The sequence below is a fragment of the Streptomyces vinaceus genome (assembly GCF_008704935.1).
Classification (GTDB): domain Bacteria; phylum Actinomycetota; class Actinomycetes; order Streptomycetales; family Streptomycetaceae; genus Streptomyces; species Streptomyces vinaceus.
Genome location: NZ_CP023692.1, coordinates 5,874,292 through 5,892,162, shown reverse-complemented (window position 1 = coordinate 5,892,162; position 17,871 = coordinate 5,874,292). Strand labels below are relative to the sequence as shown.

At 72.8% G+C, this 17,871-nt stretch carries 18 protein-coding genes; 5 read left to right on the top strand and 13 right to left on the bottom strand.

The features are described from left to right. Positions 1-32: 32 nt before the first annotated feature. A complete protein-coding gene (locus tag CP980_RS26585; protein ID WP_132760403.1) occupies positions 33-956 on the bottom strand; it encodes a LysR family transcriptional regulator in 924 nt (307 codons plus the stop codon). A 70-nt stretch (positions 957-1,026) separates the two neighbouring features. Between CP980_RS26585 and CP980_RS26580 the strand changes: the two genes are divergently transcribed. Then, complete coding sequence (locus CP980_RS26580) at positions 1,027-2,148, top strand: TDT family transporter (RefSeq protein WP_150529232.1); 1,122 nt, start codon at positions 1,027-1,029, stop codon at positions 2,146-2,148. Here the strand turns inward: CP980_RS26580 and CP980_RS26575 are convergent. Both CP980_RS26575 and CP980_RS26570 read right to left on the bottom strand, forming a co-directional pair. Then, positions 2,145-2,882, bottom strand: a complete 738-nt coding sequence (locus CP980_RS26575; protein ID WP_150529231.1) for a helical backbone metal receptor — start codon at positions 2,880-2,882, stop codon at positions 2,145-2,147. The two genes, CP980_RS26580 and CP980_RS26575, sit on opposite strands and share 4 nt — an antisense overlap. After that, positions 2,879-3,490, bottom strand: a complete 612-nt coding sequence (locus tag CP980_RS26570; protein ID WP_099893661.1) for a helix-turn-helix domain-containing protein — start codon at positions 3,488-3,490, stop codon at positions 2,879-2,881. The genes CP980_RS26575 and CP980_RS26570 overlap by 4 nt, the downstream gene beginning before the upstream one ends. 259 nt (positions 3,491-3,749) lie before the next feature. Between CP980_RS26570 and CP980_RS26565 the strand changes: the two genes are divergently transcribed. The 4 genes from CP980_RS26565 to CP980_RS26550 all read left to right on the top strand — a co-directional run bounded on the left by CP980_RS26565 (position 3,750) and on the right by CP980_RS26550 (position 8,185). Next, a complete protein-coding gene (locus CP980_RS26565; RefSeq protein WP_189998937.1) occupies positions 3,750-4,655 on the top strand; it encodes a 5'-3' exonuclease in 906 nt (301 codons plus the stop codon). A gap of 49 nt (positions 4,656-4,704) precedes the next feature. Beyond that, complete coding sequence (locus CP980_RS26560) at positions 4,705-5,538, top strand: siderophore-interacting protein (RefSeq protein ID WP_150529229.1); 834 nt, start codon at positions 4,705-4,707, stop codon at positions 5,536-5,538. A gap of 115 nt (positions 5,539-5,653) precedes the next feature. Next, a complete protein-coding gene (locus CP980_RS26555) occupies positions 5,654-7,189 on the top strand; it encodes a serine hydrolase (RefSeq protein ID WP_150529228.1) in 1,536 nt (511 codons plus the stop codon). A gap of 18 nt (positions 7,190-7,207) precedes the next feature. Beyond that, entirely contained in the window at positions 7,208-8,185 is a 978-nt protein-coding gene (locus CP980_RS26550; protein WP_150529227.1) for a pseudouridine synthase, read from the top strand. On the opposite strand, the gene CP980_RS26545 is transcribed toward CP980_RS26550, so the two are convergent. The 10 genes from CP980_RS26545 to CP980_RS26500 form a co-directional block, all read right to left on the bottom strand. After that, positions 8,167-11,007 carry a DEAD/DEAH box helicase gene (locus CP980_RS26545; RefSeq protein ID WP_132760410.1) on the bottom strand — a complete coding sequence of 947 codons (2,841 nt, stop codon included), beginning with the start codon at positions 11,005-11,007 and terminating at the stop codon, positions 8,167-8,169. The genes CP980_RS26550 and CP980_RS26545 overlap by 19 nt on opposite strands. A 144-nt stretch (positions 11,008-11,151) precedes the next feature. Beyond that, complete coding sequence (locus CP980_RS26540; protein ID WP_132760411.1) at positions 11,152-12,057, bottom strand: diacylglycerol kinase; 906 nt, start codon at positions 12,055-12,057, stop codon at positions 11,152-11,154. 28 nt (positions 12,058-12,085) lie between these two features. Continuing rightward, entirely contained in the window at positions 12,086-13,051 is a 966-nt protein-coding gene (gene tatC / locus CP980_RS26535; protein ID WP_132760412.1) for a twin-arginine translocase subunit TatC, read from the bottom strand. A gap of 73 nt (positions 13,052-13,124) precedes the next feature. After that, positions 13,125-13,421, bottom strand: a complete 297-nt coding sequence (gene tatA / locus CP980_RS26530) for a Sec-independent protein translocase subunit TatA (RefSeq protein ID WP_132760413.1) — start codon at positions 13,419-13,421, stop codon at positions 13,125-13,127. Between the two features lie 225 nt (positions 13,422-13,646). Beyond that, a complete protein-coding gene (locus tag CP980_RS26525) occupies positions 13,647-13,847 on the bottom strand; it encodes a hypothetical protein (RefSeq protein WP_150529226.1) in 201 nt (66 codons plus the stop codon). 26 nt (positions 13,848-13,873) lie between these two features. Continuing rightward, positions 13,874-14,131 carry a CpXC domain-containing protein gene (locus CP980_RS26520; protein WP_099893651.1) on the bottom strand — a complete coding sequence of 86 codons (258 nt, stop codon included), beginning with the start codon at positions 14,129-14,131 and terminating at the stop codon, positions 13,874-13,876. A 114-nt stretch (positions 14,132-14,245) separates the two neighbouring features. Further along, complete coding sequence (locus tag CP980_RS26515; protein WP_132760415.1) at positions 14,246-15,214, bottom strand: helix-turn-helix transcriptional regulator; 969 nt, start codon at positions 15,212-15,214, stop codon at positions 14,246-14,248. A gap of 129 nt (positions 15,215-15,343) precedes the next feature. Continuing rightward, a complete protein-coding gene (locus tag CP980_RS26510) occupies positions 15,344-16,300 on the bottom strand; it encodes a helix-turn-helix transcriptional regulator (protein ID WP_099893649.1) in 957 nt (318 codons plus the stop codon). Positions 16,301-16,454: 154 nt separating this feature from the next. Further along, a complete protein-coding gene (locus tag CP980_RS26505; protein ID WP_099893648.1) occupies positions 16,455-16,832 on the bottom strand; it encodes an FKBP-type peptidyl-prolyl cis-trans isomerase in 378 nt (125 codons plus the stop codon). A 42-nt stretch (positions 16,833-16,874) separates the two neighbouring features. Next, entirely contained in the window at positions 16,875-17,813 is a 939-nt protein-coding gene (locus tag CP980_RS26500) for an FKBP-type peptidyl-prolyl cis-trans isomerase (RefSeq protein WP_150529225.1), read from the bottom strand. Positions 17,814-17,871: the final 58 nt, after the last annotated feature.

The window sequence follows — 17,871 nt, the reverse complement described above, 5'->3', positions numbered from 1 at the left end:
GCCGTGCCGGGTGACCGGTCGAGGACCGCGGCTCAGGGGCGGGCCCGCGTCAGCGACAGCAGGTCGCGGGCCGGGCCCGCCGGCCTGTTGCCCACCGGCCACACCGCCCGCAGGGCCCGCCCGAGCGCCGCCCCCGTCACCGGGACCTCGACCAGCCGCCGCGCCGCCAGCTCCTCCCCCAGCGCCAGCTCGGACAGCACGCACGGGCCCGCTCCGCTCAGCGCCGCCGCCTTCACCGCCGTCGTCGAGGCCAGCTCCAGCAGCGGGGCCGCCAGCCCCCCGCTCCCCGCCAGCGCCGCGTCGAGCACCTGCCGGGTCCCCGAACCCCGCTCCCGCAGGATCAGCGGCGTCGCCGCCAGCTCGGCGGCCGTCACCCCCTTGGAGCGCCGCGCCCAGGCGTGCCCCGGCGCCACCGCCACCACCAGCCGGTCCTGCGCGATCACCGCCGAATCCAGTCCCTCGGGCACCGAGAGCCCCTCCACGAAGCCCAGGTCCGCCTCATGGGCCAGTACCCGCTCCGCGACCACGGCCGAGTTCCCCGCGTGCAGCGACACCGCCGTCCCCGGCCGCTGCCCGCGCAGCGCGATCAGCCACCCCGGCAGCAGGTACTCCGCGATGGTCATGCTGGCGGCCACCCGCAGCCGCGAGTCCCGCCGACCGCGCAGCGCCTGCGCCCCGGCGTCCAAGGCCTCCGCCGCCTCCACCACGCGCCGCGCCCAGTCCGTGACCAGGGCCCCCTCGGCCGTCAGGGTCGACCCGCGCGGCGAGCGGTCCACCAGCGCGACGCCCAGCCGCGTCTCCATGGCCCGGATCCTGCTGCTCGCGGCGGGCTGGGTGATGCCCATGCGCTTGGCCGCGCCGCTCAGGCTGCCGACCCGGGCGACTTCGAGCAGCAGCTCCAGCGCCCCCAGATCCGGTACCCGGTGTGCCAGCGGGACCCACTCCTCGTTACCCATAAAGTCAGTTTATGGCCTTATACAGAGATGGCCCCTGCCGTCGGCCGGGCCGGACCCCGAGGCTGGATCCATGGCCACCACCCTGGCGCGACCCCGCGCCCACACCACCCGGAACCCCGAAGCCCACAAGGCCTTCGCGGCGCTCCGTCACCTCGGTCCCAACTGGTACGCGTCCGTCATGGGCACGGCGATCGTCGCCAACGCCGGCGCGACCCTCCCGTACCAGGTGCCCGGCCAGCGCGTGGCCTGCCAGATCGTCTGGGCGCTGTCCGCGGTGGCCCTCGCCGTCCTGCTCACCGCCCGCGCCGGCCACTGGCTGCACCACCGCGACCAGGCCCGCGCCCACCTCCTCGACCCCGCCGTGGCCCCCTTCTACGGGTGCCTGGCCATGGCCCTGCTGGCCGTCGGCGGCGGCACCCTGATCGTCGGCAAGGACCTCATCGGCCTGAACGCCGCCGTCGCCGTCGACGCCGTGCTCTTCACCGCCGGCACCGCGATCGGCCTGCTGATGGCCGTGGTCGTGCCCTATCTGATGGTGGTCCGGCACAAGGTCGAGGCCTCCCAGGCCACCCCCGTGTGGCTGCTCCCCCTGGTCTCCCCGATGGTCTCCGCCGCCCTGGGCCCCCTGCTGATACCCCACCTGCCCGCCGGCCAGCCCCGCGAGGCGCTCCTGCTGGCCTGCTACGCCATGTTCGGCATCAGCCTGCTGGCCACCCTCCTGATGCTGCCCCTGGTCTTCGGGCGGCTGATCGTGGGCGGGCCCCTGCCCCTGCTGCTGACCCCTACCCTGTTCCTGGTGCTGGGCCCCCTCGGCCAGTCCACCACCGCCGTCAACCAGCTCGCCGACCTGGCCCCCGGGGCGATCGGCGCCCCCTACGCCGGTGCGCTGGGCGCCTTCGCGGTCGTCTACGGGGTGCCCGTGATGGGCTTCGCCCTGCTGTGGCTGGCCCTCGCGGCCGCGATGCTGGTGCGGGCCGCCCGGGGCGGCATGGGCTTCGCAATGACCTGGTGGGCGCTGACCTTCCCCGTCGGCACCTGCGTCACCGGCGCCGCCGGCCTGGCCCGCCACACCGGTCTGACCGCGTTCGCCTGGCTCGCGACCGTCCTGTTCCTGGGCCTGCTGACCGCCTGGCTGCTGGCCGCCGCGCACACCCTGCGCGGGCTGTTCGCCGGCACGCTGCTGCCCCGCTAGCGGGCGGCCCCCAGCGCCGCCGCCAGTACGGCCGGGGCCTCGGCCAGCGAGGGCCCGTACCAGGTGAGGTGGCGGCCGCTGACCAGCGCGCAGGGACGGTCCGGGAAGGCTTCCGGACCGTCCTCGCGGGTGAAGCGGTACGGCTCGTCCGGGAGCACCACCAGGTCGCAGCCGGCGGCGGCCAGCTCCTCCACCGGCACCCGCGGATACCGCTCGGCGTGGTCCGCGTAGAGGTTGTGCACACCCAGCCGGGCCAGCAGGTCCCCCGCGAAGGTGTCCCGGCCGAGCACCATCCAGGGCCGCCGCCAGATCGGTACGAAGGCCCTCAGCGCTCCGGCCGGCTCCACGTCCGCCCAGGCCGCCTCGGCCTCGTCGAGCCACCGCGGCCGTGTCAGCCCCAGGGCCCCCACCAGCACCCGGTCCAGCTCGGTCAGCGCCTGCGGCAGCTCCCGTACCTCGGTGACCAGCACCTCCGTCCCGGCCGCGCGCAGCGCCGCCACGTCCGGGGCCCGGTTCTCCTCCTCGTTGGCGATCACCAGGTCGGGGCGCAGCGCGGTGATCCGCTCCACGTCGGGGTTCTTCGTACCGCCGATCCGCACCGCGCCGCTGCCGTCGAGGCCGCCGGGGTGCGTGCACCAGTCGGTCACCCCGACGAGCAGCCCGGGAGCGCTCGCGGCCACCGCCTCGGTCAGCGAGGGCACGAGCGAGACGACGCGCGTACGGGCGCCGCTCACTGCCCGGGAGAGGGCGGCTCGGAGGTCGCGTGGATGTGCTCTCCGACCGCCACCACCAGGAGCCGGGTGTCCTCGGAGACGGCCCGCCAGCGGTGGCGCACGCCGCCGGACAGGAACAGCGCGTCCCCGCTCTCCAGCCGGTACGCCCGCCCCTCGGCCTCCACCTGGCAGGCGCCCGAGACCACGTACATCAGCTCGTCGTTGCGGTGCTGGTACTCGCGGCCCGCGTCCTGGTCCCCGGTGAACTCCAGCGCGTGCAGCTGGTGGTGTCCGCGTACGAGGGGGCGCACGCCCGGCATCGGCGTGAGCCCGGAGTCGTCGCCGGCCCGTACGAGGTCGACCGTGCGCGCGGTGTCGGAGGCGGCCAGCAGCTCGACGGCCGTGGTCTCCAGCGCGTCCGCGACCCGTTCCAGGGAGCGCATGCTGGGCCGGGCCCGCTCGTTCTCTATCTGGCTGAGGAAGGGCACCGACAGACCGCTGCGCGCCGATACGGCGGCGAGGGTGAGGTGCAGGGCCCGGCGCCGCTTGCGCACGGCCACGCCCACCCGGAGCGGTTCCTTGGCGTCCTTGTCCCGTTCCTTGTCGTCCGAGCCGTCCCTGTCGTCCATGGCGGGGCTGCCCTCCCCTTGTCTGGTCCGTCGGCGTACGTCGGCGTCCGTCTCACATCGGTGTGCTGTAAGCACCTTACGCAGCAACCGTCCCCGGTTTCGCGTGCAAGAGCCGACCAGGGTACGCCCCGGGTGAAACTCCCGTGCCATGTTCGAGCGCACTTACGGCCACTTTCCGTGCCCCGGGGCGTAACCGTCGGCTGCGGGCACGTGCGCGGGGTGCGGCATCATCGTCTCCGTGACGACGACTCGACGCCTGATGCTGCTGGACACCGCCTCCCTCTACTTCCGCGCGTACTTCGGCGTACCCGACTCCGTGAAGGCCCCGGACGGCACCCCGGTCAACGCGGTGCGCGGGCTGCTCGACTTCATCGGGCGCCTCGTCCAGGACCACCGCCCCGACGATCTGGTGGCGTGCATGGACGCCGACTGGCGTCCGGCCTGGCGGGTGGAGCTGATCCCCTCGTACAAGGCGCACCGGGTCGCCGAGGAGACCGAGAGCGGCCCGGACGTGGAGGAGACCCCCGACACCCTGTCCCCGCAGGTCCCGATCATCGAGGCGGCGCTGGACGCGTTCGGGATCGCCCGGGTGGGCGTCGCGGGGTACGAGGCCGACGACGTGATCGGCACGCTCACGGCGCGCGCCACGGGCCCGGTGGACATCGTCACCGGCGACCGGGACCTGTACCAGCTGGTGGACGACGCCCGGCAGCGGCGCGTGCTGTACCCGCTCAAGGGGGTCGGCACGCTCCAGGTGACGGACGAGGCCTGGCTGCGCGAGAAGTACGGGGTGGACGGCGGGGGGTACGCGGACCTGGCTCTGCTGCGCGGGGACCCGAGCGACGGGCTGCCGGGGGTGCCGGGGATCGGCGAGAAGACGGCGGCGAAGCTGCTGGACGCGTACGGCTCGCTGGCCGGGATCATCGCGGCGATCGACGACCCGAAGTCGAAGCTGACGCCCACGCAGCGCAAGCGGCTGGACGAGTCCCGGCCGTACCTGGCGGTGGCCCCGAAGGTGGTCAAGGTGGCCTCGGACGTTCCCCTTCCGGAGTTCGACCCGGCCCTGCCCGCGGTGCCGGCGCAGCCGGAACTCGTCGACGCGCTGGCGCGCCGGTGGGGTCTGGGCGGAGCGGTGTCGCGCCTGGGCAGCGCGCTGCGCCCGTGAGGTGCTAACTTAGGTAATCCTAAGTGTCAGGGGAGCAAGGGGAGACGCCGTGGCAGAAGGACGCGCCCGCAAGATCGGCACCGCAGTCGTCGTGCGCACAGAGCGGCTGACGCCGCACATGGTGCGCGTCGTGCTGGGGGGCGCCGGACTGGTCCGGTTCAGTGCGGGCGGGTTCACGGACCATTACATCAAGCTCCTCTTCGCCCCCGAAGGCGTCACCTACCCCTCGCCGTGGGACCTGGACCGCATCCGCGCCGAGTACCCGCGCGACGCCTGGCCGCGCCAGCGGGCGTACACGGTGCGCGCCTGGGACCCGGTGCACCTGGAGCTGACGCTCGACTTCGTCGTCCACGGCGACGAAGGACTGGCCGGCCCGTGGGCGGCCCGCGTCCAGCCGGGCGAGCTCGTCCGCTTCCTCGGCCCCGGCGGCGCGTACGCACCGGACCCGGAGGCCGACTGGCACCTGCTCGTGGGCGACGAGAGCGCCCTGCCGGCGATCGCCGCCGCGATGGAGCGGATGCCGGCGGGCGCGCGGGTGCACGCGTTCGTGGAGGTCGAGGGCCCGGAGGACGAGCAGAAGATCGCCACCCCGGACGGCGTCGTCCCGGTCTGGCTGCACCGCGGCTCCGGCCCGCTCGGCGAGAAGCTCGTCGAGGCGGTCAGGGCCCTGGAGTTCCCCTCCCGTGACGTCCACGCCTTCGTCCACGGCGAGGCGGGCTTCGTGAAGGACCTCCGCAGCCACCTGCGTCTGGAGCGGGGCGTCCCCAAGGAGCGCCTGTCGATCTCCGGCTACTGGCGCCTCGGCGAGACCGACGAGGGCTGGCGGGCGATCAAGCGCGACTGGAACGAGCGGGTCCTGGCCGAACAGGAGTCGGCGGCCTGACGCTCGCGGCGGCCCGCCCCGGGAGGCCCGGGGGCGCTTCGATGACCACCCCGCACGAGCCCCGGCGCCGCCCGCACGCCGAGCGGGGTCGCCCGTTCGGCGGGACAATGTCGCCATGCGTACGCTCCACTCGCTCGGCGTAGCAGGAGCAGCCGTCGTGCTGGCCGCGACCGGCACCGCCGCCGCGCCCAGCCCGCCGCCCGCCCCGAAGCCCCAGATCACGGACGCGGAGGTGGACGCCGCACTCGGGCGTCTGCCCGGGTTCGTCACCGACGCCATGCGCAGCACCGGGGTCCCCGGGGCCGCCGTCGCCGTCGTCCACGACGACAAGGTCGTCTACCTCAAGGGCTTCGGCGTCCGCCGCACCGACGCGCCCGGGGCCATCGGCCCCGACACCGTCTTCCAGGTCGCGTCCGTCTCCAAACCGATTTCCTCCACGGTGGTGGCCGGCGCCCTGAAGGACCCCGCCGACTGGAACGGCCGCACCGAACTCCCCGGCTTCGCCCTGAAGGACCCCTGGGTGACCGGCCACGTCACCACCGCCGACCTCTTCTCCCACCGCAGCGGCCTCCCCGACCACGCGGGCGACCTCCTCGAAGACCTCGGCTACGACCAGGCGTACATCCTCGACCACCTGCGCCTGGAGCCCCTCACCCCCTTCCGCGCGAGCTACAACTACACCAACTTCGGCCTCACCGCCGCCGCCGAGGCCGTCGCCCGGCAGCAGGGCACGACCTGGGAGAAGCTCAGCCAGGACACCCTCTTCAAGCCCGCCGGGATGACGCACACCAGCACCGAGTTCTCGTCCTTCATCAACGCTCCCGACCACGCGGCCACCCACGTCAAGAACCCGGACGGCACCTGGTCGCCCCGCTTCGTGCGCGACCCCGACGCCCAGGCCCCGGCCGGCGGCGTGAGCTCCACCGTCACCGACATGGCCCGCTGGCTGCGCCTCCAGCTCGCCGACGGCACCCTCGACGGGAAGCGGATCATCCCCGCCGGCACCCTGGCGGCCACGCGCCTGCCGCACATCGTGTCGCAGGCGCCGACCCCGCCCCTGGACCACACCGGCTTCTACGGGCTCGGCTGGAACGTCTCCTACGACGACGCGGGCCGGCTGCGCCTGAGCCACTCCGGCGGGTTCGAACTCGGCGCCAACACCAACGTCACGCTGCTCCCGCTGGAGAAGCTCGGCATCGTCGTCCTCACCAACGGCGCCCCGGTCGGCATGGCCGACGCCATCGCGATGGACTTCTTCGACACCGCCGAGCACGGCGCGCCGACCACCGACTGGCTGCCGCTCTTCGCCGAGCTGTACGCCCAGCAACTCGGCCCCGGCCCCTCCGCCACCGACTACGCGCACCCGCCCGCGGGCGCGAAGCCGGCCCGCGCCGACAGTGCGTACACCGGCACCTACGTCAGCCCGTACTACGGAAAGCTCACCGTGACGGCGAAGGAGGGCGGCGGGCTCACCCTGTCGCTGGGCCCCAAGCCGATGCGCTTCCCGCTCACCCACTACGACGGGGACACCTTCAGCTACGTGACCTCCGGCGAGAACGCCGTCGGCCGCACCGGGGTGTCCTTCAAGGACGGCACGGTCCGCATCGAGTACCTGGACGCCAACCACCTGGGCACCTTCACCAAGCAGTAGCCGCATAGCCTGGACCCGATGAGACGCAGAACCCAGGCACCCCCCTCGCCCCTGCCCCAGGTCGCCGGCATCGACCCGGTCCGGCTGCGGCTGCCCGCCGACCCCGACGGGCGCTGGCCCGACCTCGGCGGCTACCTCGCCGCGCGCTACGCCGGCACCCGCGGCGCCGAGTCCATCGCGCACCTGCTGCGCGCCGGGCGGGTGTTCGGCCCCGGCGGGCGGGTACTGAGTCCGCAGGACCCGTACGAACCCGGCGCCTACCTGTGGTTCCACCGGGACATGGAGCCAGAGCCCGTGGTGCCGTTCCCGATCCGCGTCGTCCACCGCGACGCGCACCTGCTGGTCGTGGACAAGCCGCACTTCCTGGCGACCACCCCGCGCGGCAGCCACATCACGCAGACCGCCCTGGCCCGGCTGCGCACCGAGCTCGACCTGCCCGAGCTCAGCCCGGCGCACCGCCTGGACCGGCTGACCGCCGGCCTCGTGATGTTCAGCATCCGCCCCGAGGACCGCGGCGCCTACCAGCTCCTGTTCCAGGAGCGGCGCGTGGTCAAGCAGTACGAGGCGCTGGCGCGCCACGATCCGTCGGTGGAACTTCCGCGCACGGTCCGCAGCCACATCGAGAAGACCCGCGGGGTGATGGCCGCGGTCGAGGTGCCCGGCGCCGAGCCGAACGCCGAGAGCCTGGTCGAACTCCGCGACACCAAGGGGGAGCTGGGCCGCTACCGGCTGACCCCGCACACCGGCCGCACCCACCAGCTGCGGGTGCACATGAACGGCCTCGGGCTGCCGATCCTCGGCGACCCGCTCTATCCGCGGCTCACCGACCCGGCCCCGGACGACTACCGCAGACCGCTCCAGCTCCTCGCCCGCAGCCTGTCGTTCACCGACCCGGTCACCGGCGCGGCGCGCCGCTTCGACAGCGGCCTGACCCTCCTGGCCTGGGAGGACCCCGCCGGCTGGCGGGGTCCCGACGCTCAGCCGACCGAGCTGTAGGCCACCACGCCGCGCAGCAGCGCGTCCACGGCCTTGCGGGCGTTGCGGGCCACCGTGCTCCCGCTGTCGCCGGAGGCCGAGGGCGCCGCGGCCGCGACCTGCCCCAGCACGTCGATGACCTGCTTGCACCAGCGCACGAAGTCGCCGGCGGGCATCTCCGCCTCCCGCAGCACCTCGTCCAGGCTCTTGTCGGAGGCCCACTGGTAGGCCGCCCACGCGAAGCCGAGGTCCGGCTCGCGCTGGCCCACGCCCTCCGCCTGGTTGATGCGGTGCTCCTCCTCCAGCGCGTCGAGGCGGCCCCAGATCCGGACCATCTCGCCCAGCGCCGCCTTGGCCGCGCCGCCCGGCACCTTCGGCGCCACCGCGTCGTCGGACTGCCGCGCCTCGAACACCAACGCCGAGACGCAGGCGGCCAGTTCCGCCGGGGACAGCCCCTCCCAGACGCCCTCGCGCAGGCACTCCGAAGCCAGCAGGTCCAGCTCCCCGTACAGCCGGGCCAGCCGCTTGCCGTGCACGGTGACCTCGTCCTCGCGCAGGTAGTCCAGCTCGGTCAGCAGCGCGTGGATCCGGTCGAAGGTGCGGGCGATCGTGTTCGTCCGCCCCTCGATGCGCCGCTCCAGCTGCTGGGTGTCCCGCTTGAGCCGGTGGTAGCGCTCCGCCCAGCGCGCGTGGTCCTCGCGCTCGTCGCAGCCGTGGCAGGGGTGCGCCCGCAGCGCCGCGCGCAGCCGCGCGATCTCGCGGTCGTCGGCGGCCGCGGCCCGGCCGCGCCCGCGCCGCTCCGGCGCGATGTGCCCGGCCTTGGCCCGCAGTTGGGAGGCCAGGTCCCGACGGGACTGCGGCGAGCGCGCGTTGAACGTCTTGGGGATCCGCATCCGCTCGATGGCCTCGACCGGAACCGGGAAGTCTATCGCGGCGAGCCGCTTGACCTGCCGCTCCGCCGTCAGCACCAGCGGGCGCGGGCCCTCTGCGTACTCGTACCCGCGGTGCCCGTTGACCCGCCCGGCCGGCACCCCCGGGTCCAGGACCAGCGCGAGCCCGGCGAACTTGCCGGTCGGCACGTGGATGATGTCGCCCGGCTTGAGCTTCTCCAGCGAACCGGCCGCCTGCACCCGGCGCTGGGCCGCGCCCTGCTTGGCCAGCTCCGTCTCGCGGTCCTTGAGGTCGCGGCGCAGCTGCGCGTACTCCTCGAAGTCCCCGAGGTGGCAGGTCATGCCCTCCCGGTAGCCGCCCAGGCCCTCCTCGTTGCGCTGCACCTGCCGGGAGATCCCGACGACCGAGCGGTCCGCCTGGAACTGCGCGAAGGAGGTCTCCAGCAGCTCGCGCGAGCGGTGCCGCCCGAACTGGCTGACCAGGTTCACGGCCATGTTGTACGAGGGCTTGAAGCTGGAACGCAGCGGATACGTACGCGTGCCCGCGAGCCCGGCGAGCCCCGCCGGGTCCATGCCCCGCTGCCACAGCACCACCGCGTGGCCCTCGACGTCGATGCCGCGCCGCCCGGCCCGGCCGGTGAGCTGCGTGTACTCGCCCGGGGTGATGTCGGCGTGCTGCTCGCCGTTCCACTTGACCAGCTTCTCCAGGATCACCGTGCGCGCGGGCATGTTGATGCCCAGCGCCAGGGTCTCGGTGGCGAAGACGGCCTTGACCAGGCCGCGGACGAACAGCTCCTCCACGACCTCCTTGAAGGTGGGCAGCATGCCGGCGTGGTGCGCGGCGATGCCCCGCTCCAGGCCTTCGAGCCACTCGTAGTACCCGAGGACGTGGAGGTCCTCGGCGGGGATGGAGGCGGTCCGCTCCTCGACGATCTCGCGCACCCTCAGGCGGGCGGTGTCGTCGTTGAGCCGCAGGCCCGCGAAGAGGCACTGCTGGACGGCGGCCTCGCAGCCGGCCCGGCTGAAGATGAAGTTGATGGCGGGAAGCAGCCCGTCGCCGTCGAGGCGCGCGATGACCTCGGGCCGGCTCGGGGTCCAGATCCGGCCCCGGGAGCGCCGCTCGCGCTCCCGGTCGGCCTCGCGGACCATCTTGCCGCGCCGCCGGTCCTTCGGACTGTACGTACGGGTGTTCTCCTCGCGCGCCATGCGCAGCAGGTCGGGGTTGACCTCGCGGCGCGCGGAGCCGCGGCCCCCGTGGTCGGACTCCTCCTCGAAGAGGTCGTAGATCTTGCGGCCGGCCATGACGTGCTGCCACAGCGGAACGGGCCGCTCCTCGGAGACGATCACCTCGGTGTCGCCGCGCACCGTGTCGAGCCAGTCGCCGAACTCCTCGGCGTTGGACACGGTGGCCGACAGGGACACCAGCGTGACCGAATCGGGGAGGTGGATGATCACTTCCTCCCAGACGGCTCCGCGGAACCGGTCGGAGAGGTAGTGCACCTCGTCCATCACGACGTAGCCGAGGCCGCGCAGCGACTGCGAGCCCGCGTACAGCATGTTGCGGAGCACCTCGGTGGTCATCACGACCACGGGCGCCTCGGAGTTGACGCTGTTGTCGCCGGTCAGCAGGCCCACCTTGTCGGCGCCGTAGCGCTTGACGAGGTCGGCGTACTTCTGGTTCGACAGGGCTTTGATGGGCGTCGTGTAGAAGCACTTGCGCCCCTGGCCGAGGGCGAGGTGCACGGCGAACTCGCCGACGATCGTCTTGCCCGAGCCGGTGGGGGCGGCGACGAGGACGCCCTTGCCGGCCTCCAGTGCCTTGCAGGCCTCGACCTGGTAGGCGTCCAGATCGAATTCGTACATCTCGCGGAAGGGGGCCAGGGCGGTGGCTTCTTCGGCGGCGCGGATCCGGGCAGCGGCGTACCGCTCCGCCGGTGAGAGTTCTTCGGTCATCTTGTCTTCGAGCCTACCCGTCGCCCCTGACAACAGTCGCGATCATTTATACGGACCGCGCACCCGCCCCCGGGCGGCGCCCCGGCGGCCCTGCGGCGGCCCCGCAGGGCTCCTGCGACGGCCCCACGGGGGCCCCCGCCGGGCCTAGGACAGCAGCCGCAGGGCGCCCGGCACGCACTCCGCGGTCACCGGCAGCGGCCCCAGCGGCTCCCCGTCGGCGTAGGCCGTGATCCCGGCCGCCTCCAGGGTGACCTTCGCGGCCCGGTGGACGGTCACCTTCGGATGGCCCAGGTGCGTCCCCTTGTAGACCTGCGGGAAGACCTTCAGCAGGGTGGCGCGGCTGCAGTCGCCCACGACCACCACGTCGAAGAGCCCGTCGTCCGCGACGGCGTCCGCGCAGATGCGCATGCCCCCGCCGTACGAGGAGCTGTTGCCGACGGCCACCAGCGTGGCCTCGGTCTCGATCGCCGGGCCGTCGTCGAGCGTGATCCGGTACGGGAACGGCCGGAAGGAGGCCAGCTCCGCGAGGATCGCCAGGTCGTACTTGAACCGGCCGGCGGGCAGCCGCATCCGGTTGCCGCGGTCGTTGACCCGCGAATCGAAGCCGGAGCACAGCACCGTCCCGTACCAGGTCTGCGCCCGGCCCGGGGTCCCCGCCAGCCGCCCGAGGTCGATCTCGCGGACCCGACCCTCCTTGAGCGCCTCGGCGGCCAGCCGCCCCGCCCGCGCGGGCTCCCGTACGGGCAGCCCCATGGCCCGGGCGAAATCGTTCCCGGTGCCCACAGCGACCACCCCGAGCGGTACCAGCGTCCCGGCCAGTGCCTGCAGGGCCAGCGAGACCACCCCGTCGCCGCCCACGGCGATCACCGCCCCGGTGCCCTCCCGTACGGCGGTGCGCAGCCGGGCCAGCGCGTCCCCGGCATCGGCGCCGAGGACCGTCCGTACGGAGAATCCCGCGGCCCGGAGCGCGGAAGCGGCCGGCTGCGCGGCATGCGCGCCCCGGCCGCGTCCCGCGGTGGGATTGACGAAGAGGGTGATCTCAGCGCTCACCCACGGGAATGTACCTGTCAGGCAGCCGTCACGTCGCGTCGTCGTAGCCGTTGATCTGCCTGCGCCCGCCGTCGGCCTGCTCGGGCAGGGCGGTCGGGGCGTGGACGGGCTCCATCTCGCCGATCGGCGCGGGCGTGAGGTCCAGCTCGGACGCCTCGTCGTCGTCGAGCAGCGCGTCCGGGTTGCCGCGGCGCCGCCTGCGGTCGTTGACCAGGCAGATCCCGAGGGCGATGAAGTAGAGGGCCACGATCGGCGCGGCCAGCGAGATCATGGTCAGCGGGTCGCCGGTGGGCGTGGCGAACGCGGCGAAGATCGTGATGCCCAGCACCATCGCCCGCCACCAGCTCGCCAGCCGCTTCGCGGTCAGCACCCCGGTGAAGTTGAGGAGGATCAGCAGCAGCGGCAGCTCGAAGGCGAGGCCGAAGACGATGACCATGCGCGTGACCAGGTCGAGGTAGTCGTCGACCGGGAGCAGGTTGCGCGCGTTGTCGGGGGTGAATTCGAGGAGGATCGTCGCGGTCTGCGGCAGCAGCTTGTAGGCGAGCACCCCGCCGGCCGCGAACAGCGGAGCCCCGACGGCCACGAAACCGACGGCGTAGCGCTTCTCGTGGTTGTGCAGGCCCGGGGCGACGAAGGCCCACAGCTGGTAGAGCCACACCGGTGCCGAGAGCACCACACCGGCGGTGAGCGAGACCTTGAGGGCGATCGAGAACGGCGCGATGAGGCCGTTCACGGTCATGTCGGCGCAGGGCCGGCCGTTGCGCTGAGAGACCACGCCGTTGGTGCAGCCGACGGAGTCCAGCATCGGCTTCAGCATGAAGTCGATCAGGTTCTTGTAGTAGAGCGCCGCCACGACGGTGATCACGAGGATCGCCAGGACCGACTTCAGCAGGCGGTTTCTCAGCTCACGCAGGTGCTCGACAAGAGGCATCCGCCCTTCGGCGTCCTTGCCCTGCTTGCCTTGCTTCTCCTGCTTGCGGGCAGACTTGAGCAACCCACGTCCCTTGTCTCGTTGCAGATGACCGGCGTGATCCGGGCCGCGGGCGGTCAGCCCGGCGGCCGGGCGATCAGCCCTGGGTGGTGTGGTTCGGCTCGCTGACCGGACGCGAGCCGGTCACGTCGCCGGGGGCGGCCTTGATGGTGCGCGGGGCGGCGGCCTGCTGCGGGGCCTGGTCGGCGACGGTCGCAGCGGTGGCGTTGTCCTCCGCCGCGCTCTCCGCCTTCATGGCCTTGGCCTCGCTCTTGAGGATGCGGGCCGACTTGCCGAGGGAGCGCGCCATGTCGGGGAGCTTCTTGGCACCGAACAGCAGGAAGATCACGGCGATGATCAGGAGGATCTCAAGAGGCTTCAGATTGCCGATCATGTCTGACTTCCTTCTCACCGGAACGGCTGGTTGTGGTGTCAGCGGCCACGGATGGTGCTCCGTGACCGCTCAGGCAAGGATCGTAACCCCCGGGGGTTAACGCCCGGCAATCCCCGGGGGTATCCCGCCTTGCGTACGGCTGGGACCGACGGTACGGGTCCCGACCCGCACTTTCCAGAGATGTGCCCCGTCACGATGCTGTGACTTGTAGCGGGTTGTCCCGTTTCACGGGCGGGCGGCGCCGCCCGCCCGCGCCAGGTCGTCCGCCGCGCGCTCCAGCTCCACCGAGGCGTCCGCGATCCGCCGGCTGGCCAGCTCGACCTGGCCGGACAACCGCCGCACCTCCACGAAGACCCGTACGGCGAGAACGGCGAGAACGGCGAGCCCGAGGAAACCCAGGGCGATTGCGAGCATCGGCCACAGCATGGGTCGAGCCTAGGCCACCGGCCGGCTCAGACGCTGCGCAGGGTGCTCACGCCGCCCCCGGTCAGCAGTTCCACGATGCGCTCACCGGCCGGTTTGCGCACCGAGGCCCCGCACGCGGGACAGGTGAACGAGTAGAACGTGGTGCGCCGGCTCCCGCCGATCACCAGCCGCAGCGCCCCCGCGTCCAGCTCGAAGCGGGCCCGGCAGTCGGAACAGGCCGCTTTGAAGGAGACCGGCGGCCCGGCCGCGGCCTGCACCTTCCGTGACCCGGACGTTGGCGACATCGCTCGGCGCTCCCCTCAGACCGTCCCCGCCGGACGGCGCGGCTCCCGTACGACGGGGCCCGTACCGCACGACCCCGCCGCTTCCCCTTGCCCAGCCCTGCTCGTACCGCTGCTTCAGCCCTGTTCCCCGTAGCCGGCCAGCGCCTCGCGCGCCGCCTGCCGCGCACTGTCGGCCAGCTCCGCGGGCGCCACGATCCGCCCCTCGCGGCCCAGCCGCAGCGCGAGCCGGCGCAGCGAGGCCGGGTCCGGGCTGCGCAGCGTGATCCGCAGGCCGCCGTCCGGCAGCTCCTCGGCGCTGTCGTGCGGGTAGTACTCGGCGACCCAGCGGCCGCCCGGCCCGACCTCGACCACGACCTCCGGGTCCTCGGCGGCCGGCTGGACGAGCCCCTCGGACAGGTCGCGCGGCTCGATGGCGGGCGGCTCGGCCCGCTCGTCCAGCAGCCGGATCTCGGCGACCCGGTCGAGACGGAAGGTGCGCCGGGCCTCGGAGAGGTGGCACCAGCCCTCCATGTAGGTGTGGCCCACCGCGAAGAGCCGGATCGGGTCGACCTTGCGCTCGGTCAGCTCGTCGCGGGCCGGCGAGTAGTAGCGCAGCCACAGCCTGCGGCGCTCGGCGATGGCCCGGTCGACGTCCGCGAAGACCCCGCCCTCCGCCTCGAAGGTCACCGACAGCCGGGAGCTGGCCCCCGCCGCCTCGCCGGCGGCCGCCTCCAGCTTCGCGGTCGCCCGCAGCAGGGCGTCCCGGTCGCTCTCGCGCAGCCCCGGCAGCGTGGCCACGGCGCGGGCGGCGACCAGCAGCGCGGTCGCCTCGTCGGCGGCCAGGCGCAGCGGCTCGGCGGTGGACTCCCCCGAGGCGTCGGGGTTGCGCCACCAGATGCGCTCCCCGTCGGTGTCGATGTCGAGCAGGTCCCCGCCGCGGAAGCTGGTCCCGCACATGGGCAGCACGTCGAGGTCCGAGATCAGCTCGTCCTCGGTGATCCCGAAGGCGCGGGCGACGTCGGCGACGTGCGCCCCGGGGCGCTCGCGCAGGTACGTCACCAGGGACAGCATCCGGCGGGTCTGGTCGATGGCGTTGGCAGCCATGCTGGTACGTCTCCCCCTCAGGGCACGTCTTGCGAACGGTGCGGTGGTGCGATCGGTGCGGCGGACCGGGCGGGCCGCCTCTGGCCCGGCGGGCCGGGCGGGGCCGCCGTCCGGCCCGCCGGGGCGGCCTCAGCCCGCGGCCACGGCGCGCAGCCGGTCCACGACGTCCGCCCGCAGGTCGGCGGGTTCCACGACCACCACGTCCGGCCCGAACTCCACCAGCCAGGCGTCGAGCCCGTGCCCGTACGGGATCTCCAGCTCGTCCCAGCCGTCCCCGCCCTCGCGCACGGCGGTGGCCTTGGCCCGCAGCGGATATCCGGCGCCGCTCCGCAGCCGGATCAGCGCGGAGCGGTCCGCGCTCTCCCCGGCCCAGCTCGCCACGGTCTCCCGTACGGTGACCACGTCCGGGACCTCGGCGGTGTACTTCGCCGACCGGGACTTGACCTTGCCGGTGATCCGGGAGAGCCGGAACACGCGCTCCGCCCCGCGATCACGGTCGTATCCGGCCAGGTACCAGTGGCCGCGCCAGCACTCCAGCGCCCACGGCTCCACCTGCCGGCTCTCGGGCCGCGCGGCGGTGGACTTGCGGTAGTCGAAGACCACGGGCCGGCGGTCGCGGCAGGCCAGCATCAGCGGCTCGAAGGCCGCCTCGTGGACCGGGATGCGCGGCTCGATGGCGCTGTGCTGCCCCTCGTACGGGTCCCCCGCCTCCGGCATCCCGCCCGCGCGCAGCTTCTGCAGGGCGCCGCTGGCGGCTCCGGCCAGGCGGGCCTGCTGCCAGACCTTGGCCGCGAGGCCGAGGGCCGCGGCCTCCTCGGCGTCGAGGGAGACGGGCGGCAGCCGGTTGCTGTCGCGGCGGGCGAGGTAGCCGGTCTCGCCCTCCAGGTTCTCCACCGTCTCGATGACCAGGCCGAGTTCGCGCAGATCGTCCTTGTCCCGCTCGAACATGCGGTTGAACGACTCGTCGTTCCCGGCTTCCATGTACGCCTCGATGGAACCGCGCAGCTCGCGCTTGCTGAGCGGCCGGCGGGTCCCCAGCAGACACAGCGCCAGATTCATCAGCCGCTCGGCCTTGGCAATCGCCATCGACGCCCTTCCGCCCTTCTCCGCCCACACGTTGCACCCACGGCACGCAGGACACGCCCCGTGACCGTTGACCGTACCGCCCCGGCGGGCCCCGGCAAAAGCGAGGGCCCCCGCCTGACGGCGGGGGCCCCTTCAGCGATCGGAGGTCGTCGGATCAGACGCCCATCAGGTCGCAGACGAAGATCAGCGTCTCGCCCGGCTTGATCGCGGGGGTCGGGCTGTTGTCGCCGTACGCCAGGTGGGCCGGGATGACCAGCTTGCGGCGGCCGCCGACCTTCATGCCCTGGACGCCCTGGTCCCAGCCGGCGATGACCTGGCCGATGCCCAGGATGAACTGCAGCGGGGCGCCGCGGTTCCAGGAGGCGTCGAACTCCTCGCCCGTGGAATAGGACACGCCCACGTAGTGGACGGAGACCTTGTTCCCGGCGGTGGCCACGGGGCCGTCGCCCTCCCAGATGTCCTCGATGACCAGGTCGGCGGGGACCGGGAAGTCGGGGAAGTCGATCTCGGGCTTTTCGAGCTGGTTGCTCACGGAACTGCTCCTCAAAACTGAATCAGGTCAACCCGGACAGTCTTACATCACGGCGAGGATGTCGAGGCTGAAGACCAGCGTCGAGTTGGCCGGGATGGTGCCCGTCTCCTTGTCGCCGAAGCCCTGGTCCGGCGGGATGACCAGGAGGATGCGGCTGCCGACCTTCTTGCCGACCAGGCCCTCCTTGAGACCCTTGACCGACAGCTGGTCCATCGGCCAGGTCACCGTCTGGTCCGTGGCGTACGTGCTTTCGAAGGTCTTGTCGTCCTTCCACGTCTTGCCGTTGAACTTGACCACGACGCTGTCGGTGTCCTTGACGGCCGGGCCGTCACCCTCCAGCACGTAGTTCGAGACGAGCTTCGCCGGCGGCGTCACGTCCTTCGGAACGGTCACGGAGACTTCCTTGCCGTCCGTGTTCGTACCGATCTTCGGCAGGTCCTTGTCGTCCTGCGCGACCTCCTTGCCCTTGGCCGAGGCCGGGACCGAGGTGCCCTTGACGATGTCCACGACGAAGACCAGCGTGGCGTTCGGCTTGATCTTCTCGCCGGAGCCCTTGTCGCCGTAACCGAGGTCCGGCGGGATCACCAGCTCCAGGCGGCTGCCGACCTTCTTGCCCTCCAGGCCCTGGTCCCAGCCCTTGATGACCATTCCGGCACCGATGGTCACCTCGAACGGCTTGCCCTTGCCGAAGCTCTGGTCGAACGGCTCCTTGCCGTCCCAGACCTGACCGAGGTAGTTGACCTGGGCGACATCGCCCTTCTTCAGCACCGGGCCGTCGCCCTCGCTGACGGTCACGACCTTCAGTTCCTTCGGCGGGTCCCCCTTTCCCTTCGACAGGGTCGGGGTCTCACCGAACTTGGCACCCTTGGTGATCGCGGGCGCCCCGTTCTTCATCTCGGCAGAGTCGGAGCCGCTGTCACCACAGGCTGCTGCCGACAGCAGCAGAAGGGGTACGACAAGCAGGCCGGCAAGTCGGCGCACGTGTTCCTCAGATCTCAGACGGCGGTGCGGTCGACGCCACTCTAAGGCGTGCGCAGGG